Annotated in this window: 28 protein-coding genes and 1 pseudogene; 19 read left to right on the top strand and 10 right to left on the bottom strand. The window is 67.8% G+C overall.

All coding sequences use genetic code 11. The annotated features are described in order from the left end of the window. Window positions 1-4: 4 nt before the first annotated feature. From lptG to UCD39_RS00710, 5 genes are all read left to right on the top strand, one after another. Complete coding sequence (lptG, locus tag UCD39_RS00730; protein ID WP_145730670.1) at window positions 5-1111, top strand: LPS export ABC transporter permease LptG; 1107 nt, start codon at window positions 5-7, stop codon at window positions 1109-1111. Between the two features lie 88 nt (window positions 1112-1199). After that, window positions 1200-2552, top strand: a complete 1353-nt coding sequence (locus UCD39_RS00725; RefSeq protein ID WP_145730672.1) for a peptidylprolyl isomerase — start codon at window positions 1200-1202, stop codon at window positions 2550-2552. A 33-nt stretch (window positions 2553-2585) separates the two neighbouring features. Continuing rightward, window positions 2586-3614 (top strand): 4-hydroxythreonine-4-phosphate dehydrogenase PdxA, encoded by a 1029-nt coding sequence (gene pdxA, locus UCD39_RS00720; RefSeq protein WP_330494242.1) that lies wholly within the window; start codon window positions 2586-2588, stop codon window positions 3612-3614. 25 nt (window positions 3615-3639) lie between these two features. Next, the gene (gene rsmA / locus UCD39_RS00715; RefSeq protein WP_330494241.1) at window positions 3640-4488 is read left to right on the top strand and encodes a 16S rRNA (adenine(1518)-N(6)/adenine(1519)-N(6))-dimethyltransferase RsmA; all 849 of its coding nucleotides are present in this window, start codon (window positions 3640-3642) and stop codon (window positions 4486-4488) included. 166 nt (window positions 4489-4654) lie between these two features. Further along, window positions 4655-4942 (top strand): hypothetical protein, encoded by a 288-nt coding sequence (locus UCD39_RS00710; RefSeq protein ID WP_330494240.1) that lies wholly within the window; start codon window positions 4655-4657, stop codon window positions 4940-4942. Window positions 4943-4965: 23 nt separating this feature from the next. Here the strand turns inward: UCD39_RS00710 and UCD39_RS00705 are convergent, their stop codons facing one another. Continuing rightward, the gene (locus UCD39_RS00705; protein ID WP_330494239.1) at window positions 4966-5964 is read right to left on the bottom strand and encodes a GlxA family transcriptional regulator; all 999 of its coding nucleotides are present in this window, start codon (window positions 5962-5964) and stop codon (window positions 4966-4968) included. Then, window positions 5961-6512 (bottom strand): isochorismatase family protein, encoded by a 552-nt coding sequence (locus UCD39_RS00700; RefSeq protein ID WP_330494238.1) that lies wholly within the window; start codon window positions 6510-6512, stop codon window positions 5961-5963. Before UCD39_RS00700 ends, UCD39_RS00705 begins: the two co-directional genes overlap by 4 nt. Before the next feature lie 241 nt (window positions 6513-6753). Between UCD39_RS00700 and UCD39_RS00695 the strand changes: the two genes are divergently transcribed. Further along, a complete protein-coding gene (locus tag UCD39_RS00695) occupies window positions 6754-7929 on the top strand; it encodes a sterol desaturase family protein (protein WP_330494237.1) in 1176 nt (391 codons plus the stop codon). 11 nt (window positions 7930-7940) lie between these two features. Here UCD39_RS00695 and xth read toward each other — a convergent pair whose 3' ends face one another. Both xth and erpA read right to left on the bottom strand, forming a co-directional pair. Beyond that, window positions 7941-8714 (bottom strand): exodeoxyribonuclease III, encoded by a 774-nt coding sequence (xth, locus tag UCD39_RS00690; protein ID WP_330494236.1) that lies wholly within the window; start codon window positions 8712-8714, stop codon window positions 7941-7943. A 231-nt stretch (window positions 8715-8945) separates the two neighbouring features. Next, on the bottom strand, window positions 8946-9266 hold the full coding sequence (gene erpA / locus UCD39_RS00685) for an iron-sulfur cluster insertion protein ErpA (RefSeq protein WP_330495468.1): 321 nt from the start codon (window positions 9264-9266) through the stop codon (window positions 8946-8948). A 304-nt stretch (window positions 9267-9570) separates the two neighbouring features. On the opposite strand from erpA, the gene dgt reads away from it, so the two are divergent. From dgt to scpB, 10 genes are all read left to right on the top strand, one after another. Next, on the top strand, window positions 9571-10908 hold the full coding sequence (gene dgt, locus UCD39_RS00680; RefSeq protein WP_330494235.1) for a dGTP triphosphohydrolase: 1338 nt from the start codon (window positions 9571-9573) through the stop codon (window positions 10906-10908). 64 nt (window positions 10909-10972) lie between these two features. Continuing rightward, a complete protein-coding gene (locus UCD39_RS00675; protein WP_330494234.1) occupies window positions 10973-11554 on the top strand; it encodes a DUF805 domain-containing protein in 582 nt (193 codons plus the stop codon). Between the two features lie 178 nt (window positions 11555-11732). Further along, entirely contained in the window at window positions 11733-11966 is a 234-nt protein-coding gene (locus UCD39_RS00670) for a hypothetical protein (RefSeq protein WP_145730689.1), read from the top strand. A gap of 235 nt (window positions 11967-12201) precedes the next feature. Further along, complete coding sequence (argS, locus tag UCD39_RS00665; protein WP_330494233.1) at window positions 12202-13956, top strand: arginine--tRNA ligase; 1755 nt, start codon at window positions 12202-12204, stop codon at window positions 13954-13956. A 4-nt stretch (window positions 13957-13960) separates the two neighbouring features. Continuing rightward, on the top strand, window positions 13961-14110 hold the full coding sequence (locus UCD39_RS00660; RefSeq protein WP_330494232.1) for a hypothetical protein: 150 nt from the start codon (window positions 13961-13963) through the stop codon (window positions 14108-14110). Next, on the top strand, window positions 14083-14928 hold the full coding sequence (locus tag UCD39_RS00655; protein WP_330494231.1) for an SPOR domain-containing protein: 846 nt from the start codon (window positions 14083-14085) through the stop codon (window positions 14926-14928). Before UCD39_RS00660 ends, UCD39_RS00655 begins: the two co-directional genes overlap by 28 nt. A gap of 13 nt (window positions 14929-14941) precedes the next feature. Beyond that, window positions 14942-15979 carry a beta-N-acetylhexosaminidase gene (gene nagZ, locus UCD39_RS00650; protein ID WP_330494230.1) on the top strand — a complete coding sequence of 346 codons (1038 nt, stop codon included), beginning with the start codon at window positions 14942-14944 and terminating at the stop codon, window positions 15977-15979. 4 nt (window positions 15980-15983) lie between these two features. Beyond that, a complete protein-coding gene (locus UCD39_RS00645) occupies window positions 15984-16676 on the top strand; it encodes a site-2 protease family protein (protein WP_330494229.1) in 693 nt (230 codons plus the stop codon). Then, entirely contained in the window at window positions 16676-17554 is an 879-nt protein-coding gene (locus UCD39_RS00640) for a segregation and condensation protein A (RefSeq protein WP_330494228.1), read from the top strand. The genes UCD39_RS00645 and UCD39_RS00640 overlap by 1 nt, the downstream gene beginning before the upstream one ends. Further along, window positions 17551-18204 (top strand): SMC-Scp complex subunit ScpB, encoded by a 654-nt coding sequence (gene scpB, locus UCD39_RS00635; protein ID WP_442943533.1) that lies wholly within the window; start codon window positions 17551-17553, stop codon window positions 18202-18204. The genes UCD39_RS00640 and scpB overlap by 4 nt, the downstream gene beginning before the upstream one ends. Window positions 18205-18213: 9 nt before the next feature. Here scpB and UCD39_RS00630 read toward each other — a convergent pair whose 3' ends face one another. Next, the gene (locus UCD39_RS00630) at window positions 18214-18693 is read right to left on the bottom strand and encodes a MarR family winged helix-turn-helix transcriptional regulator (RefSeq protein WP_330494227.1); all 480 of its coding nucleotides are present in this window, start codon (window positions 18691-18693) and stop codon (window positions 18214-18216) included. Window positions 18694-18759: 66 nt separating this feature from the next. On the opposite strand from UCD39_RS00630, the gene UCD39_RS00625 reads away from it, so the two are divergent. Then, on the top strand, window positions 18760-19050 hold the full coding sequence (locus tag UCD39_RS00625) for a DUF1330 domain-containing protein (protein ID WP_145730704.1): 291 nt from the start codon (window positions 18760-18762) through the stop codon (window positions 19048-19050). A gap of 25 nt (window positions 19051-19075) precedes the next feature. Here UCD39_RS00625 and UCD39_RS00620 read toward each other — a convergent pair whose 3' ends face one another. Continuing rightward, the gene (locus UCD39_RS00620; RefSeq protein ID WP_330494226.1) at window positions 19076-19540 is read right to left on the bottom strand and encodes a HEAT repeat domain-containing protein; all 465 of its coding nucleotides are present in this window, start codon (window positions 19538-19540) and stop codon (window positions 19076-19078) included. Between the two features lie 267 nt (window positions 19541-19807). Here UCD39_RS00620 and UCD39_RS00615 point away from each other — a divergent pair, with 267 nt between their 5' ends. Continuing rightward, window positions 19808-20458, top strand: coding sequence for an SCO family protein (locus tag UCD39_RS00615; RefSeq protein ID WP_330494225.1), 651 nt, complete (start codon window positions 19808-19810; stop codon window positions 20456-20458). Between the two features lie 51 nt (window positions 20459-20509). Here UCD39_RS00615 and UCD39_RS00610 read toward each other — a convergent pair whose 3' ends face one another. The 3 genes and pseudogenes from UCD39_RS00610 to UCD39_RS00600 all read right to left on the bottom strand — a co-directional run bounded on the left by UCD39_RS00610 (window position 20510) and on the right by UCD39_RS00600 (window position 23647). Next, window positions 20510-21376, bottom strand: a complete 867-nt coding sequence (locus UCD39_RS00610) for a serine hydrolase domain-containing protein (protein WP_330495466.1) — start codon at window positions 21374-21376, stop codon at window positions 20510-20512. A gap of 19 nt (window positions 21377-21395) precedes the next feature. Then, window positions 21396-22507: pseudogene (locus tag UCD39_RS00605) on the bottom strand (branched-chain amino acid ABC transporter substrate-binding protein). Window positions 22508-22546: 39 nt separating this feature from the next. Beyond that, window positions 22547-23647, bottom strand: a complete 1101-nt coding sequence (locus UCD39_RS00600; RefSeq protein ID WP_330494224.1) for a branched-chain amino acid ABC transporter substrate-binding protein — start codon at window positions 23645-23647, stop codon at window positions 22547-22549. Between the two features lie 179 nt (window positions 23648-23826). On the opposite strand from UCD39_RS00600, the gene gor reads away from it, so the two are divergent. Next, window positions 23827-25191 carry a glutathione-disulfide reductase gene (gor, locus tag UCD39_RS00595; protein ID WP_330494223.1) on the top strand — a complete coding sequence of 455 codons (1365 nt, stop codon included), beginning with the start codon at window positions 23827-23829 and terminating at the stop codon, window positions 25189-25191. A gap of 45 nt (window positions 25192-25236) precedes the next feature. Here gor and UCD39_RS00590 read toward each other — a convergent pair whose 3' ends face one another. Further along, window positions 25237-26310, bottom strand: coding sequence for a hypothetical protein (locus UCD39_RS00590; protein WP_330494222.1), 1074 nt, complete (start codon window positions 26308-26310; stop codon window positions 25237-25239). Between the last annotated feature and the right edge of the window lie 512 nt (window positions 26311-26822).

The raw sequence follows: 26822 nt of genomic DNA, 5'->3' as shown, positions 1-26822 counted from the left end.
CATCATGCGCATCTCACCCACCCTGTCCGTCTACATCACCCGGCAATTCGTCTTCTGGTTCCTGGTCATCCTGGGGGGCATGCTGGCGCTCGTCCTGCTGTTGGACACGGTGGAGCTGTTGCGCCGCGCCGCCGCCAAGACCGACGCCACCTTCCAGATCGTCCTGGGCATGGCCTTGCTGAAGCTGCCGGAGATCGGACAGCAAATCTTTCCGTTCGGCGTGCTGTTCGGCGCCATGTACACCTTCTTCCGCATGACCCGTAGCGCGGAGTTGGTGGTGGTGCGCGCCTCCGGCATTTCGGTCTGGCAGTTCATGACGCCGGTGCTGTTGACCGCCATGACGGCCGGCATCCTCAACATCACCCTGCTCAGCCCCGTCTTCGCCACCATGCTGACCCGCTATGAGCAGCTGGAAAGCCGTTACCTGCGCGGACAGCAAAGTTCGCTGGACGTCGCCCGCTCGGGCGTGTGGCTGCGGCAGGTGCAGGAGGGGGAGAACGGCAACTACCTGATCCATGCGGAGTCGGTGGGGCCGGGCAAGCCGGTGAACCTGCGCACCGTCACCATCCTGTTGTTCAACGGCACCGACCAGATTCCCGTGGGCCGCCTGGATTCGGATACGGCGGAATTGCAGAAGGGGCAGTGGGTGCTGCGCAACGCCTGGCTGAACCGTCCGGGCCGACCCACCCAGCATGTCGACGTCACGGCCTTGCCCACCGACCTGACGGAAGCCCGTATCCAGGAAAGTTTCGCTCAGCCCGACACCCTGTCGTTCTGGGAACTTCCCGGTTTCATCCAGACCCTGGAACAGACCGGGCTGTCGTCGGTGCGGCACCGCATGTATTACGAATCGATGCTGGCCGTGCCCGCCTTCTTCTGCGCCATGGTCTTCCTGGCCGGCACATTTTCCCTGCGCCACGCCCGCCGTGGCGGCACCTTGCAGATGCTGGGCACCGGCCTGGTGACCGCCCTGGTGCTGTTCGTCAGCCAAAACATCATCCAGGCGCTGGGGCGCAGCGGCGTGTTGCCGGTGTTCCTGGCCGCCTGGGCGCCGGCGGGGGTCTGCCTCATGCTGGGGGCCGCCGCCCTGCTGCATCTGGAGGATGGTTGAACGGCCGCGCGTGGCGCGCGGCGGCCGTTTGCCTTCCCCCATCCTTGGCACTATAAGTTCCGTTCCCTGCTTTTCCCGGTAAGGTCAGATGATCCAATTCTCCCGCCGTTCCGCCGCTGCCGTGCTTGCCTTTGGCTTGGCGCTGACCACCAGCCTGGCCACGCCCGCGCTGGCGCAGTTGGCCGGCCCCCGGACGGCCAACGCCGCCAACGGCCTGGCCGTGGGCCCGCGCGTCAGCGCCACGCAGGGGCAGCAGGAGGAGCGTATCGTCGCCGTGGTGAATGACGAGGCGATCTCCCAAACCGACTTGGCCGGTCGCATGCGCCTGGCCATCGTCAATACGGGCCTGCCCGACACGCCGGATGTGGAGCAGAAGCTGAAGCCTCAGGTGCTGCGCCTGCTGATCGATGAGAAGCTGGAGCTGCAGGAGGCCAAGAAGCAGAACCTGGTGGTGACGGATGAGGAGGTGGACCGGGAGTTCGCGCGCCTCGCCAAGCAGAACAAGGCGGCCTCGCCGGAAGAGTTCGCGGCCACCCTGGAACGCAGCGGGGTTCCCGTCGCCGCCCTGAAGGACCAGATGCGCGCCAACATCGCCTGGAATAAGGTGGTGCAGCGGCGTATCCGTCCCACCATCCAGGTGAGCGATGAGGAGATCGACACCCGGACCCAGCGCATCATCGCCAACGCGGGCAAGCCAGAATACCTGCTGACGGAGATTTTCATCTCCGTCGACAATCCCAAGCTGGACCAGGACGCCCACCAGTTGGCCGACAAGCTGGTCGGCGAAATCACGCACGGCGCCAATTTCGCCGCCGTCGCCCAGCAGTTCTCGCAGAGCGCCACGGCGGCGGCCGGCGGCGACATGGGCTGGGTGCAGCAGGGCCAGCTTGAGCCGGCGCTGGACCGCGCCTTGCAGCGCCTGCCCACGGGCCAGGTCTCGGTGCCGCTGCGCGGCGCCGGCGGCTATTACATCTTTCTCGTGCGTGATGAGCGCACCGTCACCGGCGGTGACCCCAACGACATCCAGGTGTCGGTGGGCCAGGTTGTGGTGCCGGTGCCGCCCGGAGCCGACATCCAGGCCCTGGGCCAGACCGTGAAGAAGATCGGTGACACCTCGCACAGCTGCGAGGCCCTCGCCGCCGCCGCCAAGGCCAACCTGCCGGGCTCCACCACCCGCGCGCAGCCCATGACCCGCCTGGGCGACATCCCGGGTGAGCTGGCCAAGCTGATCGGCCGGCTGGGCGTCGGCCAGGCGACCGATCCGCTGGAAACCCAGGCCGGCCTGATGCTGCTGATGGTGTGCGACCGCAAGGTGCCGGAGGGCAGCGCCCCGCCGCGTGACCAGGTGGCCAACATGATCGGTGGCGAGCGCATGGACATGCTGCAGCGGCGCAACCTGCGCGACCTGCGGCGGGCCGCCACCATCGACATCCGTAGCTGAGGGGCGGGGGGCGACAGCCCCCCGATCCGTTTCATGACCGCGCCGCTTCCTTCGTCCCCCTTGCCCCTGGCCCTGACCATGGGCGAACCGGCCGGCATCGGTGGCGAGATCGCCTTGATGGCCTGGCGGCTGCGGCGTGACCGGGGCATCCCGCCCTTTTTTCTGATCGACAGCCCGGACCGCCTGGCGACCTTGGCCCACGCCACCGGCCTTGACGTGCCGGTGCGGCAGATCGTTGAGCCGGCGGAAGCCGCCGTCGTCTTCAGCAACGCGCTGCCGGTGCTGCGCCAGGATCTGCCCGTGCCCGTGGTGCCCGGTCGGCCAGACCCCGCCAACGGCGCCGCCGTCATCGCCAGCATCGACCGGGCTGTGGCCTTGGTGCGCGGGGGCCGAGCGGCCGCCGTCGTTACCAACCCCATCCAGAAAAGCAGCCTGTACGCCGCCGGCTTCCGCCACCCCGGCCACACCGAATACCTGGCCCACCTGGCCGGGATGACGGAGGAACCGGTGATGCTGCTGGAGGGCGGTGGTTTACGCGTCGCCCTGGCCACCATCCATGTGGCGCTGAAGGACGTGCCCAGCCTGCTGACGCCGGCGGTGCTGCTGCACGCGGCGCGGACGACGTGTCAGGCGCTACGCCGTGATTTCGGCATCACCCAGCCGCGCCTGGCCGTGGCCGCCCTGAACCCCCACGCGGGGGAGGGGGGCGCCATGGGGCGGGAGGAGATCGAGATCATCGCCCCCGCCGTCGCCGCTTTGCGGGCGGAGGGGCTGGCCGTCACCGGTCCGCTGCCGGCCGACACCCTGTTCCACGCCGGCGCCCGCGCCGCTTACGACGCCGTCATCTGCCAATACCATGACCAGGGCCTGATTCCGCTGAAGACCCTGGATTTCGAAACCGGGGTCAACATCACCCTGGGCCTGCCCTTCATCCGCACCTCGCCGGACCACGGCACCGCCCTGTCGCTGGCGGGCACGGCCCAGGCCAGCCCGTCCAGCCTGGTGGCGGCCCTTCTGTCGGCCGACCGTCTGGCGCGGCAGCGCGCCCAGTCATCCGCTTGATCCCTTCCTGTTCCAAGATCGCCCCATGACCAGCCTTGCCCATCTGCCGCCGTTGCGCGACGTCATCGCCCGTTTCGACCTGGGCGCCCGCAAGGCCCTGGGCCAGCACTTCCTGCTGGACCTGAACCTGACGGCCCGGGTGGCGGCCGCCGCCGGCGACCTGGCCGGCGTCACCGTCATCGAAGTGGGGCCTGGCCCCGGGGGTTTGACCCGCGCCCTGGTGGAAAGCGATGCCAAGGCGGTGATCGCGGTGGAGCGGGACAGCCGCTTCGTCGCGGCCCTGGCGGATGTCGTCGAGGCCGCCGCCGGCCGCCTGACCATTGTGGAGGGTGACGCGCTGGCGGTGGACATGACCGCCATCGCCCCAGCGCCGCGCGCCATCGTCGCCAACCTGCCCTACAACGTCGGTACGCCCATGCTGGTGGGTTGGCTGCGGCAGATCCGGGAGTTCCGCAGCCTGACGCTGATGTTCCAGAAAGAGGTGGTGGAGCGCATCGTCGCCGTGCCGCGCACCAAGGATTACGGCCGCCTGGCGGTGATGAGCCAATGGCTGGCCGAGGCCCGCCTGGTGTTCGATATCCCGCCGCAGGCTTTCTCGCCGCCGCCCAAGGTCATGTCGGCGGTGGTGCATATCACCCCGCGCGTCCTGCCGGATGACGCCCCCTCCTTCAAGGACATGGAACGGGTGGTGGCAGCATGCTTCAACCAGCGCCGCAAGATGCTGCGCGCCGGCCTGAAGGGCCTGGTGGCGCAGCCGGAGCCTTTGCTGGAGGCGGCGGGCATCCCGCCAACGGCGCGGGCGGAGGAGGTGGACGTGGCGGGCTTCGTCCGCCTGGCCCACGCCTGGCGCGCGCATCAGGACGCGCAGGGCTGATTGCCCCCGGATATTCCCCACGGCGGTGCCCCCTCCGCTTGGCATGCGGTGGGCGGGGGGCGCCCATGTCCGCTCATCTGCGCGTTTATGACGCCCGTCACTCCCGGCTCGGCTTCGCTTCGCTAGATTTGCGATACGGAACGAGCTGAAATTTGGGGATGACGCCATGACCAAGGCCATCAATCACTGGGTGCGCCGCCTGCTGCCCACCCGTCTGTTACCCACCCTGGGCGTTTTGCTGCCCATCGCCGCCTGCACCGGCGCGCCGGACCATGATTATGTCCAGGTGGCCGATGAAAATCCCGCCTTCTCCAGTTGCTCGCTGTCGGCGTTCGACCTGTATCCCGGTGCGGAGCAGGACGCCCAGCGTGCCGATCATCTGAACGCCTGCCTGGCCGGCCGCCAGGCCAATGCCTATGACCAGGTGGCTGTGGCCCGTATCCACAGCTTCTAAGGCGTTCCCGAGGTTCCTGGGCGTCATCCCGCCGCAGATCCCCGAGCCGCTTTGGGTGGCGTGGGGTGGTAGAGACGCCAGACCCGCCGCATTTGCCGGGTCGAGGCGAAGCCCGCGCGCTCCGCCACGCTTTCCATGTCCAGCCGCGTATGGCCCAGCAATTGGGCCGCCAGCGCCACCCGCAGCCGGTTGACATAATCCGGCAGCGTCATCCCCGCATGATCATTGAACAACCGCGACAGATGGCGGGGGCTGGCCCCGGCCACCGCCGCCAGCGACTCCTGCGTCCAAGGATGGGCGGGGTTGGCGGTGATGGCGTCCTGCACCCGGTGGACCGCCGGATGCACATGGTTGCGCCCCTCCAGCCAGGCGGACAATTGCGGATCGCCACCCGCCCGCCGCACATAGACCACCAGGGCGCGCGCGGCGGCCAGGGCCACGGCCGGGCCCAGCAGGGTGGCGACCAGGTGCAGCATCAGGTCGATGCCGGCGGTGACGCCGGCGCTGGTTGCCACCTTGCCATCCTCGACATACAGGCGGTTCTCCAGCACCCGCGCGCGGGGCGCCAGCCGTGCCAGCGTTTCGCAGTCGCTGTGATGGGTGGTGCAGGACCGGCCGTCCAGCAGACCGGCACGGCCGGCCAGCAGCGCCCCGGCGCAGATGCTGACCAGCCGATGGCTGGCCTGGACGCGGCTCCGCAGCCAGTCGACGATGGCCTCGTTGCCCACCTCGACCTCCGCCGCGTCCGGCCCCGCATCCCCCATCATCTGCTCCACTGAACCCACCACCATCACCATGGCGTCGGCCGGCAGCGTGTCGGGCAAAGGCTCCACGCCCGACACGGTCAGGCCGATGGACGTGACCAGCGTTGCCGCTGGGCCGACATAGCGAACGGCGAAGCGCACGCAGTCCTGCTCCACATTGGCCCGGCGCAGCACCTCCACCGGCCCCGCCACGTCCAGCAGCAGCGTGCGCGGCGGCAGCACCACATAGACGGGCAGGGGGATGGGATCGTCGTTCATGCGTCGAACGCCGTGGCGACGGTGGCGATGCGGGCGAAGCGGCCGTCCAGCACCAACTCCGTGGCGGCCTTGATCTCCGCCGTCGGCCAAGTGCGCCCGCGCGCGTCGGTCATGGGGAAGGTCAGCGTCGCCTCCGTCACATAGGTGACGTCGAAGCCCAGGTCGGAGGCATGGCGGGTGGTGGTTTCACAGCACTGCTCCGTCCGCACGCCGGAGATGATGACGCGCCGGATGCCGTGACTGATCAGCCAGACGTCCAGCCCGCTACCGACCAAGGCGCTGTGCCGCGCCTTGTGGAACACCGCGTCGGGCGTGATGTCCAACCCCTCCAGCGTGCGGATGGTGCCGGACTCCAGGCTGAACGGCGCCTCGCCATCCACATGGAAGATCTGGACGACGGGGATGCCGCGCGCCTTGGCGCCATTGACCAGCGCCTGCTGCGCCGGGCGATAGGCGTCATACTCCGCGTCCACCCAATAGGGGCGGTGACGGAAGGACTCCTGCGCGTCGATGACGATCAGGGCGGTGGGGGTTGCCATGGGGTTCATGAGGACTATTTCCTGCCATCTGGGTTCGGCGATGGCCTGAATGCTAGTCCCCAGCCTAGCACCAGATAATGGGCTTGGCGGACAAAGATGGGACAGTTTACGCCATCAGTTATAGCGCGAAGCAGCCCGGTAGCCGACGAACGCCGGTTACGTCACGAAGATTGCAGCGAGCCTGTGTTCTTGCCAGGCTGGGTTCCTTATTGATTTGTGACATACAGTTCCACCGCCGCAGGAGGGGGGTATGGCCCCGGTGAACAGCCAAGCCACAGACATGACCAATTCCGCCGCGCCGGCGCCGGGCCTCTGGCACCGGCTGATGTCAAGCCAGGCGGCCGGCACCATCTCCCTGGCCATCGGCCTGCTCAGCATCGGCGCGGTGCTGTGCCTGCGCTATCCCGCCTGGCTGACGACGCCGGAGCTGCGGCCGCACTACGACATGGATCTGCTGCGCCTGATCCTGGCGCTGTCCATGGGGGTGGGGGTGTTCCTGGGACTGGGGGCGTGTGTTCTGAACCGGCGCCGGCGGGCTGGTCTTATCGGCATCAGCGGCGTGGTGCTGGCCCTGCTTCTGGGCGGACCCTATGTGCCGTACGAGGATTTCGACCAGGCCCGGACCTGGGTGGGCCTGGACTGGCTGGTGCTGGACCTGTTCTTCACCGGCAGCGCCTTCATCCTGCTGGAGCGCCTGTTACCCCGCGTGGCCCCGGACCAGCCGGTGCTGCGGGAGGGGTGGCGGCTGGACCTCAGCTATTTCACCGTGAACCATTTGCTCATCGGCGCCTTTTTGTTGACCTCCAACCATTTCGCCCATGATGTCTTCGGTTGGGCGGTCAATGGCTGGCTGCAGGCGCAGGTCGCGGCGCTGCCTGGATTTGTGCGCTTCCTGCTGGTCATCCTGGCGGCCGACGCCGTGGAGTATGCCAGCCACCGCGCCTATCACGAGATCCCCTGGCTGTGGCGCTTGCACGCCGTTCACCACTCGCCCCAGCATATGGATTGGCTTTCCGGCTCCCGCCTGCATGTGCTGGAGGTGCTGATCACCCGGTCGCTGATCCTGGTACCCATCTTCCTGCTGGGGTTCCCCCAGGACACGGTGTTCGCCTACCTGATCTTCGTGTCCATCCAGGCGGTGCTGATCCATTCCAACATCGCCATGGATCTGGGCTGGCTGCGCTACGTCATCGTGACGCCGCAGTTCCATCATTGGCACCATGCCTCGGATGAAGAGGCGTTGGATCGCAACTACTGCGCCCACACCCCTTTCTGGGATCTGGTGTTCCGCACCTACCATCAGCCCAAGGACCGCTGGCCGGAGAAGTACGGCACGGTGAAGCCCATCCCCGGCGGTTTCGTCCAGCAATTCCTCTACCCGTTCAGCGGCCCCGTGGAGCTGCTGACTGGCAAGCGGGAGGGGTAGGGAAGGGCGGCTCAGGCCGCCAGTTCCAGCACCACGGGCGTGTGGTCGGACGCCTTTTCCTGGCCGCGTGGGCCCTTGTCGATGGCGCAGCCGACCAAGCGGTCGGCGGCCTGGGGCGACAGCAGGAAGTGGTCGATGCGCAGGCCCATGTCGCGCGGCCAGGCGCCGGCCTGGTAGTCCCAGAAGCTGTAGGCGCGCTCGGCGGTGGGATGCACGGAGCGGAAGGCTTCCACCAGCCCCAGGTGGGTGATCTCGCGGAACTTGGCCCGGGTCTCGGGCCGGAACAGGGCGTCCGTCACCCAGGCGGCGGGGTCGTAGACGTCGCGCGCCTCGGGGATGACGTTATAGTCGCCGCCCAGCACGAAGGGCACTTCGCTGGCCAGCAGGCTGCTGGCGTGGGCCTTCAGCCGGTCCATCCAGCGCAGTTTGTAGGGGTATTTCTCCGTGCCCACCGGGTTGCCGTTGGGCAGGTACAGGCTGGCGATGCGGATGCCGCCGACGGTGGCCTCGACATACCGGGCCTGTTCATCCTCCGGCTCACCCGGCAGGCGGGTGATGATGTCCGTCGGTTCCTCCCGCGACAGCAGGGCGACGCCGTTGTAGGCCTTCTGGCCCACGACGGCGCAGTGATAGCCGAGGTCCTGGAATGCCTGCAGCGGGAAGGCGGCCGTCTCGCACTTGATCTCCTGGAACAGCACGACGTCCGGCTTGGCGCTGTCCAGCCACCCGGTCACGTTGGCCAGGCGGGCTTTGACCGAGTTCACGTTCCAGGTGGCGATGCGCATGGGAAGGCTCTCATCAGGCTGAATTTGCCCGCACCTTAGAGCGAAGCCTTGGTCAACGCGAGAGGCTTGCGCCCCAGCGTCGTCCAAAGCCGGCGGACGGCCGCGCCCGGCGCCTGAGGGAAGAACCATTGGGACGCGACCGTGTCCGCCGGACCTTTGTGGGGAGCGTAGCGGACTGCAAAGGGAGGAAGCCAAGGCCGCGGATGCGGCCGCCCGGCGCCTGAGGGAATCTTATAGCGAAAAACTCTGCCCGCAGCCGCAGGAAGAACTGGCGTTGGGGTTGTTGACCTTGAAGTAGGAGCCGGCCAGTTCCTCGACGAAATCAACCTCGGCGCCGCCCAGCAGGTCCAGCGAGGTGTCGTCCACCACCAGCCGGGCGCCGTCCCGCTCGAACACATGGTCGTCGTCATTGAGGGTGGCGTCGAAGCTGAAGCCGTACTGAAAGCCGGAGCAGCCGCCGCCCGAGACGGTCAGGCGCATCATGACATGGGCGCCGCCCTCCATCTCCGCCAGCTTGCGCACGCGCCGGGCGGCGCTGGCGCTCAGGGTCATGGCGCGGGGCGGGGTCGTGTCGGTCGGGCCGGCGGGGGCGAGGCCAGTGGGGGCGAGGCCAGTGGGGGCCGTGCTGGCGGAAGACGGGACGGCGGTCGCGGTGTCGGTCATCGACGGATTTTTCCGGCTGCGAACTCTTACAGTTGCGCTCAGGCGGCCCGCACCCCACGTACCCGTTGAAAAGGCGACTGGACAGGGGGCGCGTTCCTCTGTAACGCCCATAGTATGTAGGCGCTCCAAACGGTTCCGTCAAAGGACGGGAATCATTCGGTGCCCGCACCGGTCTGGCATGAGGTATGCGGCGATGATGAACTGGAACAGCCTGCTGTCGCGCAAGCGCTTGGCCAAGAAGACGGCCGATGCGGAACTGCCGCACCGCAGCGCCTATGAGATTGACATCGACCGCATCACCTTCACCACCAGCTTCCGCCGCCTGGCGGACAAGCAGCAGGTGCACGGCATCGGCGGATCGGACTATGTCCGCTCCCGCCTGACCCACTCCATGGAGGCGGCGCGGGTGGGCCGGTCGCTGGGCATGTGGGTGGGGCCGGCCATCCTGGGCAGCATCGCCTATCCCTTGAAGGCCACCCCGGCCGACATCGGCCATGTCGTGGCCGCCGCCTCGCTGGCCCACGACGTCGGCACGCCCTGCTTCGCCCACACGGGGGAAGACGTCATTTCCGACTGGTTCGCCGACAGCGCCATCGGCCGCCGCATCCGCGATGGGCTGAGCGATGTGGAGCAGGCGGAGCTGTGCAAGTTCGAGGCGAACGCCCAGGGCTTCCGCGTGCTGACTCGGCTGCAGGGCTGGCGCGGAGTGGGCGGCCTGCAACTGACGGCGGCGACGCTGGCGGCCGGCGCCAAGTACCCGTGGGGCGTGGAGGTTCCAGGCGGCCCCGTGCGGCGTCCGCACAAGCGTAAATACGGCTATTTTGAAAGCGAGCAGGCGGTGTTCGCCGAGGTCGCCGCCGAGGTGGGGCTGGTTGAAACCGGACCGGGCGCCTGGTGCCGTCACCCCCTGGCCTATCTGGTGGAGGCGGCGGACGACGCCTGCTACCACGTCGTGGACATCGAGGACGCGGCCAAGATGCGCATGCTGAGTTTCGAGCATGCCGAGGATCTGTTGCTGGCCTTCATCCGCGACGACAAGAGCAAGGACTGGGAAGCGGACTACAAGACGCTGGAGGATGAGGACCGCAAGCTGATCTTCCTGCGCGCCCAGGCCATCGACCGCTTGGTGCGCGACGCGGCGGAGATTTTCCTGGAGCGCCTACCCAGCCTGATGGCGGGGGAGTTCTGCAAGCCGCTGCTGACCCTGTCGGAGCGGGCCCAGGCCCTGCGCCACATCGAACAGGTCAGCCACGAGCGCATCTATCGCGGCCAGCAGCGTTGCGAGACCGACATCATCGCCGCCCGCACCATCACCACCCTGCTGGACGCCTATGGCGAGGCGCTGCTGGACCGGGAGAAGCTGGGCCCCGGCGCCAAGCTGCCTCGCCGCTGGGCCTCCCTGCTGGAAACCATGCCGGAGTCGCGGCAGCTGCCATATGAGCGGGCGGATTGGGTGCGTGGCCTGCTGGATTACGTCGCCGGTATGACCGACCGCTTCGCCATCCGCCAGGCGCAATTGATCGCGGGATAGTGCCTGCGCCCCTTCTATGCTACCTCGGGGGGATATTCTCCAGTGGTTGCACGAAGGGGTTTGAATGCAGGGCAGGATACTGGGTTACGACGCCGTGACGTTCACCGGCGCCATCACCGGCCATGACGGGCTGCGGTATGATTTTACCCGCGCCGACTGGCGCGATGGGCGAGAGCCGGCGGTCGGCATGCAGGTCGATTTCGTTCAGGCGGGTGAGCGCGCGCATGATGTCTATCTTCTTGCGCAACAGCGACCGCCCTTTACCTGGGCCTGGTTCCTGCTGTCGCTCGATGGCCGCATCTCTCGCAAGGAATTCTGGCTGAAGTACCAGTTGCCACTGATGGTTCTGTATTGCGCCGTCGGATACCTGGGGATCCTGACGGCCGATACCGACGCCGCCGTGGGGAATGGGGTCGGCTCCGGTCTCAGCCCCGTGGCCGGCGTGCTGCTGGTGCTGCTGACACTGCTGAGCCTGTGGCCGGGAATTGCCGTGCAGGTCAAGCGCTGCCATGACCGCAACCGTAGCGGATGGTTTCTCCTGATCAGCCTGATCCCGATTGTCGGCAATTTGTGGCTGCTGGCGGAATTGGGCTTCATCAGGGGAACATCGGGTGACAACCGCTTTGGCGGAGATCCGCTGGCCTGAACGATCACCGTCAAAGGCGGGGCGCGAGATGGTCGCGATCTTCCCTTTTTGACTGTATTGCTGCGCCGCAAAACAATTTATAGACTCATATATGGCCTCATGATAACTGAAGGTTGCAATCAACCAGGCGGTCCCCGTTGGCGGTTCGGGGGCGCCGCGATCTTCAACGGAGGCTGTCATGATGAATTTCTTTGCGCCCGCTCAGGTTAAGGGCATCGACGGCGCGGTTTATAACGGTGCCGGTGCCGCTGCGGCGGTTGTGGCCAACAATGTGACTGTTTTCGCCTTGGCGCCCATGGGTGTCGAGGTGGGCAGCCACTATGAGATCACCGGCCCGGGCGGTAAGCCTGATTACAAGGTCGTCTGCGCCTTCGCCCTGCCGGCGATGGCCGTTTTCACGCTGAAGGGCTGAGGCACGCCGTAGAGGCAGCCGTGGACGGACGGTTCAATACCGGCCGCCCACGGCGCTTCGAACCGACCGCGGACCCATTCCGGGGGCCGGGCACCCCCGTCTTCACGCGTTCATGAAACCTCACGGATGAAAACTCCACGGATGACCTGGGCGACTGGAACCTTGTAAGGTGCGCCGCCGCCGGTCACCATGGCCGGCGAACGTGTCCCTATTTGGATTTGCCGGTTCTAACGCCATGAACGTCTACAAGGAATTCGAAGCCCTGGTCCGCCGCGCACTGGAGGCCCTGGCGGCCGAGGGCGGCATTCCCGCCGGGCTGGACCTCTCTCGCGTGACGGTGGAGCCGCCGCGCGAAGCGGCGCATGGCGATATCTCGACCAATGCCGCCATGGTGCTGGCCAAGCCGGCGGGCAAGCCGCCCCGCGCCATCGCGGAGGCGCTGGCCCCCCACCTCCGCGCCCTGCCGGACGTGGCCGAGGTCACCATCGCCGGCCCCGGCTTCGTCAACCTGCGCGTGGCGGCCAGCTACTGGCGCGCCCGCATGGCCGACATCCTGGCCGCCGGCGTGGGCTTCGGCGCCAGCACCGTCGGCAACGGCACCCGCGTGAACGTGGAATACGTCTCCGCCAACCCCACCGGCCCGCTGCACGCGGCCCACGCCCGCGGCGCGGTGGTGGGTGACGCCCTGGCCGCCCTGCTGGAAAAGGCCGGCTATGACGTCACGCGTGAGTATTACATCAACGACGCCGGCGCCCAGGTGGACGTCCTGGCCCGCTCCACCCACCTGCGCTACCGCGAGGCGCTGGGCGAGACGGGGATCGAGATCCCGGCCGGCATGTATCCGGGCGAATACCTGAAGGATGTGGGCCAGGCCCTGGCCCAGCGGGACGGCGCCAAGTGGCGCGACCTGCCGGAGGAAGAGTGGCTGGCCCCGGTGCGCGCCTTCGCCATCGACCAGATGATGGCCGGCATCAAGGAAGATTTGGCCTCCCTCAACATCCATCATGACCTGTTCAGCAGCGAACGCGCGCTGGTGGACAGCGGGGCGGTCGACCAGGCCTTCAAGGCGCTGGAGGATGCCGGACTGATCTATGTCGGCGTGCTGGAGCCGCCCAAGGGCAAGAAGCCCGACGATTGGGAGCCGCGGCCCCAGACCCTGTTCAAGGCCACGCAGTTCGGTGATGACGTCGACCGTCCGCTGAAGAAGTCCGACGGGTCGTGGACCTATTTCGCCAACGACATCGCCTATCACTACGACAAGTACCGGCGCGGCTGCCCCGTCCTGATCGACGTGTGGGGTGCCGACCACGGCGGCTATGTGAAGCGCATGGCGGCGGCCACCAAGGCCATCTCAGATGGCAAGGCCGCGCTGGACGTGAAGCTGTGCCAGCTGGTGCACCTGCTGCAGAACGGCGAGCCGGTGAAGATGTCCAAGCGCGCCGGCACCTTCGTCACCCTGCGCGACGTCATGGACGCCGTGGGCCGCGACGTGGTGCGCTTCATCATGCTGACCCGCCGCAACGACCAGACGCTGGAGTTCGACTACGCCAAGGTGACGGAGCAGTCCAAGGACAATCCCGTCTTCTACGTGCAGTACGCCCACGCCCGCTGTCGCTCCGTCCTGCGCCAGGCGGCCAGCCTGCATCCCGACTGGGACCTGTCGGCCGGCGCCCTGGCCGGCGTGTCCTTCGACGGCCTGGCCTCCACGGCGGAGGTCGACCTCATCCGCCTGATGCTGAACTGGCCGCGCACGGTGGAGTCGGCGGCGGAGGCGCATGAGCCGCACCGCGTCGCCTATTACCTGCAGGACCTGGCCGCCGCCTTCCATGGCTTCTGGAACCAGGGTAAGGACGACGCCACCCTGCGCTTCATCATCGAGGGGGACGACGCCCTGACCCGCGCCCGTCTGGCCCTGGTGACGGCGGTGTCCCTGGTCATCGCGTCCGGCCTGGCCATCATGGGCGTGGTGCCGGCCGAGGAGTTGCGCTGATCCCATGAGCGACATGCACGACCGTCACGGCGACCCCGACTACGACTACGATCCCGGCTATGACTGGCAGGGGCGGCGCCAGCCGCCCCCCGGCGGCGTGGGTTTCTCAGCCTGGCCGTCGTCCTGGTGGCCGTCGGCAGCTTCGGCGGGCTGATCTACTTCGTCTACACCCAGGGCCAGCGCGCGGGGACGGAGGCGGTCGCCCCCATTATCCACGCCGATCCCGGGCCGACGAAGGTGAAGCCGGAGACGCCGGGCGGGATGGACGTGCCCAACCAGGACCGCCTGATCTACGACCGCCTGCGCGCCGACAAGACCGATCCGGGCGTGGAGCGGCTGTTGCCGCCGCCCGAGGCGCCCATGGAACGGCCGACGGCACCACCGCCCAGCCAGCCGGCGCCACAGCAGGCCGCCGCCGCCCCCGCCCAGACGCCGGCCCCAGCGGTGACGCCGCCGCCGGCCACGGCATCGGTGCCGCCCACCGTGCTGCCGCCGACGGCCGCAGGCACCAAGCCGGCGGCGCCACAGCAAACCGCCCAGGCGCCGGCCTCAACGCCTTCCACCACGCCGCCTGCCACTCCGCCCTCTGCCAACGCGCCCACCCCCCTGGTGCCTCAGCCCCAGCCGGCGGCGCCCAAGCCCGTGGTCGCGGCACCGCCGGCCCCGACGCCCAAGCCGGTGGAAAAGCCCGTCGCTCCGCCGGTGCCCGCCCCGGCCGCCTCAGGCGGCGGAACGATCAAGCTGCAATTCGCCTCCATCCCCTCCGAACCGCAGGCGGAGGCGGAGATGCAGCGTATCCAGCGCAAGCATGCCGCCGTGCTGGGCGGGCTCAGCCTGCGGCTGGTCAAGGCAGACCTGGGCGCCAAGGGCATCTACTACCGGGTCCAGTCGGGGCCCGTGGACGAAGCCCAGGCCAAGCGCATCTGCGAGGCGGTCAAGGCGGCCAAGGACGGCTGCATCCCCGTTCATTAAGGCGGTGCCTGCGATGACCAACTCCCCTGTCCCGGCGGCCGTCATCTTCGGCTGCGCCGGTCCCATCCTGACCGAGGCGGAGCGCGCGCTGTTCGCGGCGGCCAATCCCCTGGGCTTCATCCTGTTCCGGCGCAACTGCGAGACGCCGGAGCAGGTGGCCGCCTTGACGGCTGCGCTGCGCGATAGCGTCGGCCGGCCGGACGCGCCCATCATGATCGACCAGGAAGGCGGGCGGGTGGCCCGCCTGCGCCCGCCGCACTGGCCGTCCCTGCCGCCGGCTGGACGGATTGGCGCTATCGCCGATGACGGGCTGGCCAAGGAGGCGGCCTGGCTGCACGGCCGGCTTCTGGCCGCCCTGCTGGCGCCATTGGGCATCGACATGGACTGCGCCCCCGTGGCCGACGTGCCCCAAGCGGGCGCGCACGACGTCATTGGGGACCGCGCCTTCGGGCAGGACCCGGCGCGCGTCGCCCTGCTGGCCGGGGCCCAGGCGGAAGGGTTGCTGGCGGGCGGTGTCCTGCCCATCGTGAAGCATTTGCCGGGCCATGGCCGGGCGCTGGCCGACAGCCATAAGGAGCTGCCGACGGTGACGGCGGATCTGGCGACGCTGGACGCGGTCGACTTCGCGCCCTTCAAGGCCTTGGCCCATCTGCCGGCGGGCATGGTGGCCCACATCCTGTTCACCGCCGTGGACGCCCAGCATCCCTCCAGCACCTCCGCCCTGGTCATCACCAAGATCGTGCGGGAGAGGATCGGCTTCGACGGCCTGCTGTTCAGCGATGACCTGGACATGCAGGCGCTGTCCGGCACCCGGCCGGAACGGGCCGCCGCCGTGTTGGCCGACGGCTGCTGCGACGTGGCCCTGCACTGCAACGGCACGGTGGAGGACATGGCCGCCGTCGCCGCCGTGGTGCCCCCCCTGACGGCCCAGGCGCAGGAACGCTGGGCCCGGGCGCAGGCCCTGCGGCCCCACCAGGACACCGACGCCGACGCGGCCACCATCGCCGCCTGGCGCGCCCGCCTTATCGACCTTGCCGGCAATTGGGACTGACCCCTTGGACACCTCCATTCAGGAACTGATCGTTCGCCTTTCCGTGATGGCCATCCCCATGGTCCTGGCCATCACCCTGCACGAGGCTGCCCACGCCTGGGTGGCCTGGAAGCTGGGCGACGACACCGCCTATTCCCAGGGCCGGGTCAGCTTCAACCCCGGCAAGCATATCGACCCGTTCGGGACCATCCTGATCCCGGCCACGCTGTTCCTGTTTACCGGCTTCGTCTTCGGCTGGGCCAAGCCCGTGCCGGTGGTGCAAAGCCGGCTGCGCCGTCCCCGCCGGGATATGGCCCTGGTGTCCCTGTCGGGGCCGGGCATGAACTTCCTGCTGGCCATTCTGTTCGCCCTGCTGCTGCACACCGTGTTCCTGCTGCCTGCCTCCGTCGCCGATTGGGTGGGGCAGAACTTCGTGGCCGGCATCCAGATCAACCTGATGCTGGGCGTGTTGAACATGCTGCCCTTCCCGTCGCTGGACGGCGGCAAGGTGCTGGAACAGATGCTGCCCTACCGCCAGGCGCAGTGGTTCGCGGCGCAGGAGGTGCGGGGTAACATGATCCTGCTGACGATGTTCTTCCTGCTGCCCTACCTTCTGAATAAGATGGGGCTGTCGGCGTACGACCCCTACATGTGGCTGGTCCGGTGGCCGACCACGGCCCTGTGGAACGTGATCGCCACGGTGACGGGACTGAATTGATGGCTGAGCCCCAGGGCCCCGATCCGGATTGGCCCGACCAGGACCAGAAAGAGGCCCCCGTCCTTGACCTGGCGGGGGAGGGGGAGCCGGCGCTGCTGGTCGACCTGGGGGAGTTCGAAGGCCCCATCGATCTGCTGCTGACCCTGGCGCGCGACCAGAAGGTCGACCTCACCCGCATTTCCATCCTGGCCCTGGCCGAGCAGTACCTGGCCTTCGTGGAGGAGGCGCGGCGCCTGCGGCTGGAGGTGGCGGCCGATTACCTGGTGACCGCCGCCTGGCTGGCCTATCTCAAGTCCCGCCTCCTGCTGCCCACGCCCGAGACGGAGGAACCGACGGGCGAGGAACTGGCGCAGGCCCTGGCCTTCCAGCTGCAGCGGCTGGAGGCCATGCAGACCGCCGCCGCCCGCCTGATGGCCCGGCCGCGCCTGGGCCGCGACGTCTTCCCCCGCGGGGCGCCGGAGGACCTGCCGGTGTTCGAGCGGCGGGTGACCGAGGTGACGCTGTACGATCTGCTGCGCGCCTATGGCGACATCAAGCGCCGCCAGCAGAAGACCGGGCCCCTGCATCTGCCGCCGGTGGACCTGTTCACCATCGAGGATGCCATCCGCCGGGTGGAGGCCATGTTGGGCCGGCTGCCGGATTGGACGCGCCTGGACCGCTTCCTCCCTCCCGATTGGCGCGGCGGCACCAGCCGGGAGGACAAGTTGAAGGCCCGGTCCGCCTTGGCCGCGACCTTCGTCGCCACGCTGGAACTGGCCAAGGCCGGCCAGTTGGAGGTGCGGCAGGACGGCACCTTCGGACCCCTGTACGTCCGGCGGACCGATGCGTCCCCCCAGCCGGCCTCTCCGCCGGACCAGAGCACGGATAAAGAGCCATGACCGTCGAAACCGTTACCGACGCGCCTGCGGATCAGGGGGAGGGCTTCGACCGCCGGGCCGAGCAGATGCGCCTGGTCGAGGCGGTGCTGTTCGCCTCCGCCGAGCCGGTGGAGGAGGCCGCCCTGGCCGCCCGGCTGGGGCCGGAGGCTGACCTGCGCGGCATCCTGGATGAGCTGCAAGCCCACTACAGCCATCGTGGCGTGCACCTGGTGGCGGCGGCCGGCCGCTGGGCGTTCCGCACCGCGCCGGATCTGGCCCCCCTGCTGCAGCGGGAAACCGAGGTGACCTCGCGCCTATCGCGCGCCGCCGTGGAGACGCTGTCCATCATCGCCTATCACCAGCCGGTGACGCGGGCGGAGATCGAGAGCATCCGCGGTGTCGCCACCAGCAAGGGCACCCTGGACATCCTGATGGAAGCGGGCTGGATCAAGCCGGGCCGTCGGCGCGAGACGCCGGGCCGGCCGCTGACCTGGCTGACCACGCCGGCTTTCCTGGATCATTTCGGTTTAGAATCGTTGCGCGACCTGCCCGGCGTGGATGATCTGCGCGCCGCGGGCCTGCTGGACGCCCGCCCGGCCATCACCACCCTGTTCTCGCGCGGCGATGATGCAGCGCTGCCACGGGCGGTGGAAGACAGCGCGGAGGATTAGGACAGGGGGTTACTCTGCGTCCTCAAGGAGGCCGGGCGATATGGGCTCTGCCGCTTTGGCCAAGGCTGCCAACGCCCGTCTCACCCATTGAAGGTCGTTATCGCCCAGGCGCCGCGACAACTCCGCTTGGGCCCGCCTCCATACCGGGATCGCCTCCGCCAGCAAATGGTGGCCTGGCCCCGTCAGGCTGAGCCGCTTTCCCGCACGGCCCCGCCCGCCTTCGGCGCAGACCCAGCCGCGCTTTTCCAGATTCTGGATATTGCGGCTGAGCGTTGTCGTGTCCACCCCCGCGCTGAGCGCGAGTTCGACCAATGTGGCGCCCTCGGCCGCGCCTATCCCCACCATCAGGCTGAATTGCTCGGCCGTCAGCCCCAGCGGCCTGAAGCAGGCGTTGTGATAGCGCGTGATCGCCCGCGCGGTTGCCCGGGCCTGGAAGCCCGGACATTCCGCAGCGATGGTGCGAAAGGCTTGGGGGTCAAATCCGCTCATGTCTGCTGGCCCCTGTACATCACGGCATGCGACATATAGTGTATATGCATTATTAAGGGGAATGTCATGCCAGCCTACGTTCACATCAATCTGCGGATCATCGACCCCGCCAAGCAGGCGGCGCTCGCCCCCCGTTTCCAGGCCGCCTTGCAGGAGGCTGGCGGACGGATCCTGTACTTCGGCCGCGTCGCGCAGGTGCTTGAGGGTGATGACCTGCCCTTGCCGATGGCGGGCGTGCTGGAGTTTCCGACGCTGGCCCAGGCGTTGGCGTTCTATGATTCCGAGGCCTACGCCCCGATCAAGGCGGATCGCCGGGAAGCCCAGCAGGCGACGATGTTCGTCGTCGAGACCGCCTGATCCCCTGTTCGCCGCGGGCTAGCCTTTACTTCGCGCTCGCCTCGCACGCCGCCACGGCCTCCGCCACCATCTGGTCCACCTCCTTGTCGCCGGTGGCCTTCAGCCAGCCGCGCAGGGGCTTGATCAGGTCGGGGTGGGCGCACAGCGCCGCCGCCTCGAACACGGTGGGATAGACGCCCTCGGCGCTCAAAGCCTCCAGCACGTGGGGACGGGCCAGGTCGCCGTCCCGCTGGGCCAGGGCCACCAGGGCCTCGGCGCGCACGCTGTCGTCCTCATCGTTCAGGGCGGCGACCAGGGCATCGCGCACGGCCTTGGTGTCGACCTCCGACTGGCCCAGCAGGAAGACGGCCCAGTCGCGGTTCGCGGCGTCGGCGTCCTTGAAGAAGGACAGCAGACGCTTGACCGTGGCCGTGTCGTCCGTCTCGATCTCCACATCCTCGTCGATCAGGTCCCGCAGGAAATCCGACGGGGGCATGTAATCCTTGGCCATCCTGGGCATCCTTATCGTGGGGGCATATTTTTGGGGGCGGCTGCGGTCGGGCGCACCATCCGTCTCGCCGGTGGCATAGTCCGGCCACGGGATATTGTAAAGGCTGCGGCCCCGTCGCCTGTGGTTCCGCCCGTCCGCGACGGTCAGGCTCTTGACCCAGGACACGGCGGGGTTCCCTATGGTTCACTGAAGGAAACATCCAAGAGCCCGCCCATGCCCCGGCCCGTTAAGCCGCCGAAAGCCGCGCCGCCCCGCCACAGGTCTTGGTTGCGATGGCCGAATTGGACGCGGTGGGTCGGCCCCGCCCTGGTGCTGGCGGCTGTCGTCCTTGGCGTCTGGGGCATCGTGGGGCGGTCGCTCACAGCATCCCCGGACCCGGCGGTTCCCACCTTGGCCAGCATCGGCGGTCCCTTCGCCCTGACAGACCAGGATGGCCGGGCGGTGACGGACAAGACCTATGCCGGCAAGACGCTGATGGTCATGTTCGGCTACACCAATTGTCCTGACGTCTGCCCCACCGGCCTTGCGTCCATGAGCGTGATCCTGGACGCGCTGGGGCCGGACGCCGACCGCGTGCAGGGCCTGTTCATCACCGTGGACCCCGCGCGGGACACGGTGGCGGTGCTGAAGGACTACATGGCCAACTTCAACCCGCATATCGCGGCCCTGACCGGCACGCCAGCGCAGGTGGCGCAGGCCGCCGTGAGCTATAAGGTGCTGTACCGCAAGGTCGCGGCCGACGGCACGCCCCTGGCCCTCGACGCCCATCCTGCTGACTACGGCATGGACCACAACGCCGCCATCTTCCTGATGGACCCCGCCGGTCACCTGAAAAGCACCATCAACCCCTTCGAACCGCCCGCCACGGCGGAGGGCAAGGTGCGCCATGCGCTGGGGCTGCCGGTGGCGGTGAACTGACAGGAAAAAGTTCTTGGCAATTGGCTGCTGGCGGGGATGGGGATTTTCCCCTCAAGCCAATCGCTGGAACACCCTCTCGACCACCCTGTCGGGATTTTCGGCGGACGCGTGCCAGATCGCGCATACCCGTTGGCCGTGCGCGTAGACGGCGATGGTGCTGCCGGGACCCGCACCCCGATGGCCGATGGGATGATCCAGCGGCGAAACGGCGTTCAGCATGAGGCCCAACCCGTAAGCGGGGTCCGGAAAGGTCTCATTCCGGTGTTCCGGCAAGGCGCGACGGTCAAGCATGGAGCTGAACGTGGCGGGTTGCAGCACCTTGCCCGTCACCAAGCGGTGGAACAGTCGGGCGGCGTCGGCGGCGGTTCCGGTCACCAGGCCGTGATAGACCCAGCCCGGGTGATATCCTTCCCCGTCGGGGCCCATCTGAACGCCGCGCAGGTCCTCGGGCTGGGTGGCGACCCGCGCCGTCGTCAGTTCCGCCGGGGTTAACACCAGCCGATCCAGCGCGCCCGCCAGAGACAGGCCGGTCGTGGCTTCAATCAGCTCCCGCACCTTGAGATAGCCGATATTGGAATACGCCCAGCCTTTTCCGGGTTCATAGCGTAACCGTCGCGTGTCCAAGGCCTGGAGGAGGCGCCCGACCGGCCACGGGGATTTACCTGCCCGCACATCCTCATGATACCGAGCCACGCCGCCATAGTCGGGAAGGCCGGCCTCATGCCGCAACAGCTGCGCCAAGGTGAAGGCCTCGCCGGCGATCGGCGCGTCCAGGGAAAGCGCGCCGTCCTCGACCAGGCGCAGCGCTGCGATCGCCAACACCGTTTTGGTGACGCTCCACCACGGGACAGGATCGGCCACGCTACTGACCGTGACGGTTCCGTCTTCGTCAATAAGCGCCACCGACTCCAGAGTCATTTCCACCAGTCGTTCCTGACTACTTCGCCAGCGGGGCGTAGGCGCCGTTGTGCCAGGCGTAGATGACGTAGTCGTTCTGCTTGCGGTCGCCCTTGGTGTCGTAGGACACGGGCCCGACCGCGGTCATGAACTCCTGGCCGCTGTGCAGCACGGTGGCCACCTTCTTGGGATCGGTGCTGCCGGCCTTGGCGGCGGCCTGGGCCCAGACCTGGACGGCGGCGTAGGAGTAGAGCGAGAAGATGTTGGGCTCCCCCCGTTCTTGCGGAAGCTGTCCAGCGCCTCCTTGGCGGCGGGGCTTTGCCGCACGTCGGCGTTGTAGGCCATCATCACTCCTTCGCCCATGGTGCCGGCGGTGGTCCAGAACTCATCGCTGGCCAGGGTGTCACCCGCCAGGAAGGCGGCCTTCAGGCCGGCGGTGCGCGACTGGCGCACCAGCAGGCCCGCTTCCGGGTACAGGCCGCCGTAGAACACGGCGTCCACGTCCGCCGACTTCAGGCGGGTGACCATGCTGCTGAAATCCTTCTCGCCGGCGGTCAGCGTGCCGTTCAGGGCCACGGGCACGCCGCGGGCCTTGAGCGTGGCGCGCACGGCGTCGGCCAAGCCCTTGCCGTAGGTGGTCTGGTCGTCGACGATGGCGATCTTGCCGCCCTTGTAGTGGTCGGCCAGGTAGGCGCCGATGACTTGGCCCTGCTGGTCGTCGCGGCCGCAGGTGCGGAACAGCGTGTCCCAGCCCTGGGCGGTCAGTTCTGGACTGGTGGAACTGGGAGTGATGACGATGACGCCCTCATCGGCATAGACCTGGGCCGCCGGCATGGTGGTGCCGGTGGTCATATGGCCCATGACCATGGCGACGCGGTCGGTGACCAGGCGGTTGGCGGCGGCCACGGATTGCGTGGGCTCACCGCCATCATCCACCGCGTCCACCACCAGCTTTTGCCCCAGCACGCCGCCCTTGGCGTTGATGTCGGCCACGGCCTGGTCGGCGCCCCGGCGCAGCTGGGTGCCCACCGCCGCCAGGCGACCGCTGAGCGGAACGCCGACGCCGATCTTGATATCCGCGAGGGCGGGCAGGCTGATCGACAGCAGGGGCAGGGCGAGGACGGCGGCACGGGCGAAGGAGGGGACACGCATCGAACTGTGATTCCTGAACCGAGGGGAGGCTAATTCACACTATTTGATCTCGGTATAGGATCCGTCGCGCCATTGGTAAACTGTGTAATCGGCAGTGGTGCGATCTCCTTTTGCATTGAAGGAGAGGGGGCCGATCACCGTCTGGAAGCTGCCCTTGTGCAGGGCGTCCGCCACCTTGGCCGGGTCCGTGCTCTTGGCCTGGGTCGCCGCCTGGGCCCAGGCCTGCACGGCGGCGTAGGAATAGAGGGTATAGGCCTCGGGCTCATAGTTCTGGGCGCGGAAGCTTTTCACAACCTCCGCCGCCACGGGCTGCTGGCGATAGTCGGCGCCGAAAGTGTTCAACACGCCGTTGCCGGTGGCGCCGGTGATGTTCCAGAACTCGTTGGAGACGATGCCGTCGCCGGCCATGAACTTGGCCTTCAGGCCTTTCTCTGCCATCTGGCGCACCAGGAGGCCCGCCTCAGTGTGCAGGCCGCCGAAATAGACGAAATCGACCTGCGCGTCCTTCATGCGGGTGATGACGGAGGACATGTCGCGGTCGCCCACCGTCACCGCCTCATACACCACCTCTTTCAGGCCCAGCTTGGCCAGGGAGGCGCGGGTGGCGTCGGCCAGGCCGCGGCCATAGGTGGTTTGGTCCTGCAGGATGCCGATGCGGGCCTTGGGGAAATTCTTGGCGATGTACTGGGCCGCCACCTCGCCCTGCTGGTCGTCGCGCCCGCAGGTGCGGAAGGTGGTGTGGCTGCCCATCTCCGTCAGTTGCGGATTGGTCGAGCCGGGGGAGATCTGGACCACGCCCTCCTCCGAATAGACCTTGGCGGCGGCGATGGAGACGGCGGAGTTGTAATGGCCGATGACGGCCGCCACGCCCTGGGTGATCAGCTTGTTGGCCGCGGCCACGCCCTGGCTGGGGTTGCTGGCGTCGTCGGCCTGGATCAGCACGATCTGCTCGCCCAGCACGCCGCCCTTGGCGTTGATGTCCTTGATCGCCTGTTCGCTGCCCCGGCGCAGCTGCTCCCCCACCACGGCGTTGGGGCCGGTCAAGGGGGCGCCCAGGCCCAGCTTGATCTCGGCGTGCGCGACACCCGCCGCCAGCCCCGCCGCCACCATGACCGCGATGCCGCCCGTCATACGGATCATATCCGAACCCCCATCATTGCCGCCGGCGGTATCCCGGCTTCCTGTTCGCCAACAAGGTAACATGCGTCCGGCGCCACAATTCCAGCGTGACGCCGTCCCTTGCGCCGAAGGGGAAAAGATACGACATCTGGGCACACCCGTTCGTCCTATCCCCCCTATCCACAACAGGGAATCCGGCCATGGCCGCCTATGATTACGACCTTTTCACCATCGGCGCCGGCTCTGGCGGGGTGCGCGCCAGCCGAATCGCGGCTGGCCATGGCGCGCGCGTGGGCGTCGCGGAGGAACGGTACCTGGGGGGCACTTGCGTCAACGTCGGCTGCGTGCCCAAGAAGTTCCTGGTCTACGCCGCCCAGTACTCGGCTGGCTTCCAGGATGCCGCCGGCTATGGCTGGGACGTGGAGGCCAAGGACCATGACTGGCAGCGCTTGATCGCCAACAAGGACGCGGAGATCACGCGCCTGAACGGCATCTACCGCCGCCTGCTGGAGAATGCCGGCGCGACCATTTTCGAGGCGCGCGCCACCATCGTGGATGAACACACGGTGGACGTGGGCGGCAAGCGGGTGACGGCGGAGCGTATCCTGATCGCCACCGGCGGCTGGCCGGAATTGCCGGAGAAGCCCGGCGTGCGCGATTACGCCATCACCTCCAACGAGGTGTTCCACCTGGAAAAGCGCCCAGAGAACATCGCCATCGTCGGCGCCGGCTATATCGCCACGGAGTTCGCCGGCGTGTTCAACGGCCTGGGCTCCCGCACCGTGCAGATCTACCGGGGCGACAAGCTGCTGCGCGGCTTCGATGAGGACGTGCGCGACTTCCTGGATACCGAGACGGCTAAGGCCGGCGTGGAGTTGCGGCCCCGCACCACCATCGAGCGCCTGGAAAAGGCCGGCGGCTGCCTGCGGGCCACCCTGTCTGACGGTACGACGCTGGACTTGGACGCGGTGCTCTACGCCACGGGTCGCCGGCCCAATGTGCGCGGCCTGGGACTGGAGCGCGTCGGCGTGGATCTGGACGAGCGCGGCGCCATCAAGGTGGACGACCAGTACCGCACCACCGTGCCCAACATCTATGCCCTGGGCGATGTGACCGACCGGGTGAACCTGACGCCGGTGGCGACGGCCGAGGGGCACGTGCTGGCCGACACCCTGTTCGGCAACAAGCCGCGCAGCGTGAACTATCTCAACATCCCGACCGCCGTGTTCTCCATCCCCCCCGTCGCCACCTGCGGCATGACGGAGGCGCAGGCGCGGGCGGTTTACCCAGCGGTCGACATCTACCGCACCAACTTCAAGCCCATGCGGCACACCCTGTCCGGCCGGGACCAGCGCATGCTGATGAAGCTGGTGGTGGACCGGGCCAGTGACCGGGTGGTGGGCTGCCACCTGGTGGGCGACGACACGCCGGAGATGATCCAGGGCGTGGCCGTGGCCATGAACGCCGGCGCCACCAAGGCCGTGTTCGACAGCACCATCGGCCTGCACCCCACGGCGGCGGAAGAGTTCGTGACCCTGCGCACCAAGGTGCCGGATCCGGCGTGACAAGACGCGCTACGATCCACAAGCCGGCACGCCGGCGGTCCCTGGTCAGGCCGCCGGGGTCAGGCCGCCGGGTGGGCGCCAATTCGCTTTCAGCCCGATCTCGACCAGATCCGCCAGGCCGGGCATCATTTCCTGGCGCAGCCAGTCCATTTTCTGCCCCGGGGCGCCCCGGCCGGCGGTGGGGAAGGCGCGTTTCCAGCCGCCCAGCTTCACCGCCAGGCCACAGCACAGGGCGCCAACCCCGGTATGGTGCGCCTCGATCTCCCGGCGCATGGCCTGGAAGCCCTCGGCGGAAAGGTCATCCCACAACTGCTGCGTCATGCGGTCGAAGCTGCGGAAGCATCCCTCCAACTGGGCCATGATGGCGTCCAGGCTGGTGTCCACCGTGGCGATCAGCCGCACGGCGGCGCTGTCGGTCTGCACCAGCGGGGTGCGCCTGAGGTCCGCCAGCCAGCGCCCCAGCTCCTGCAGCAGGGCGTGGGCGCCGTCACGGCAACTGCGGAAGTAGGCGATGGACAGGAAGATGTCGCCATACTGCGCCAGGAACTCCGGGATCTCGGTCAGTTTCAGGCCCAGCCGGCCGGCGATGTGGCGCAGGTTGGCCAGCGTTTCCTCCCGGTCGGGGCTGGACAAAAGCGCGGTGAGGTCGCCCATGTTGTCCACCCGCGCCGCCTGTTCACCATAGACGCGGCGGAGGAGGGGGCGGGTGAAGCCCTGCATGTAGTGGGTCAGCTCTTCTTGCTTTTCCGGCGACAGCACCAGGTGCTGATGCTCATCCACGGCGATGCCCAGCGCGCGCAACTCAATGCGCAGGGAATAGACGTCGAAGGACGCTATGGCCCCCAGCTTCAGCAGCAGGGCCATGTCCCGTTCCAGCGCGGCCTTGTCTGCGGTGAATTCGCGGCCCAGCCCTTCGATCTGGATCAGGCCGGTGCCGGCGCGGGCATCCCGGAACAGCTCGACCATCGTTTCCAGGCGCGCCGTCTTCACCAGGCGGGCCCGCTTCAGGCCGCTGACGGACAGGGGAAGAAGATGCAAGGGCAACAGGTGCAGGGCGTCGGTTTCGTCCGACCAGGCGCTGGTGTCGTGGATATGCCCGTCGGCGGCGGCGTGTGACATGCCATCCGCACGCGGTGGTGCCAGAAGGACGGGGCGCACAGGCGTCGAGGTGGAGGACGAAGTCCTGCCCGCATGCTTAGCCCTCTGGGGCGCATCCTGGACTGCAGGCGGCATGGAGTCGTCCTAGAAAACCACAAGACACCCCGCCTGATTTCTGCGGAGGCCGTGGTGATGGTGTTGGACGCTGCCTGGCCCAACTACCAAAAAGTATAATTTCCTTTGGATAGGAGTAAAGGCTTAACTGATGGCCCTGCCGATAAGGGATTATAGTTTTCCGTATATTAGGCATGCGCGATCCAATTTAGATAAAATCCAACATTAATGATGTCAGAATTTGTCATTTTTTATAATGGCGTAAAAATTAATTGATGGCGGCACCGGCGATACCGGGATGTCCATTGAGCACGGGCGAGGGGCCTGCGCGCATCGCCGGGCAGCCATCCGGTCCTTGCCTGCGGGCGGCGGCGGAGCCATAGTCCGGCCCCGATACGGCGGCGCCCCCCGTGCGGGAG

The organism is Nitrospirillum karajorum, from assembly GCF_036348415.1.
Classification (GTDB): Bacteria; Pseudomonadota; Alphaproteobacteria; order Azospirillales; family Azospirillaceae; genus Nitrospirillum; species Nitrospirillum amazonense_B.
This window is presented reverse-complemented; position numbering and strand designations above follow the sequence as displayed.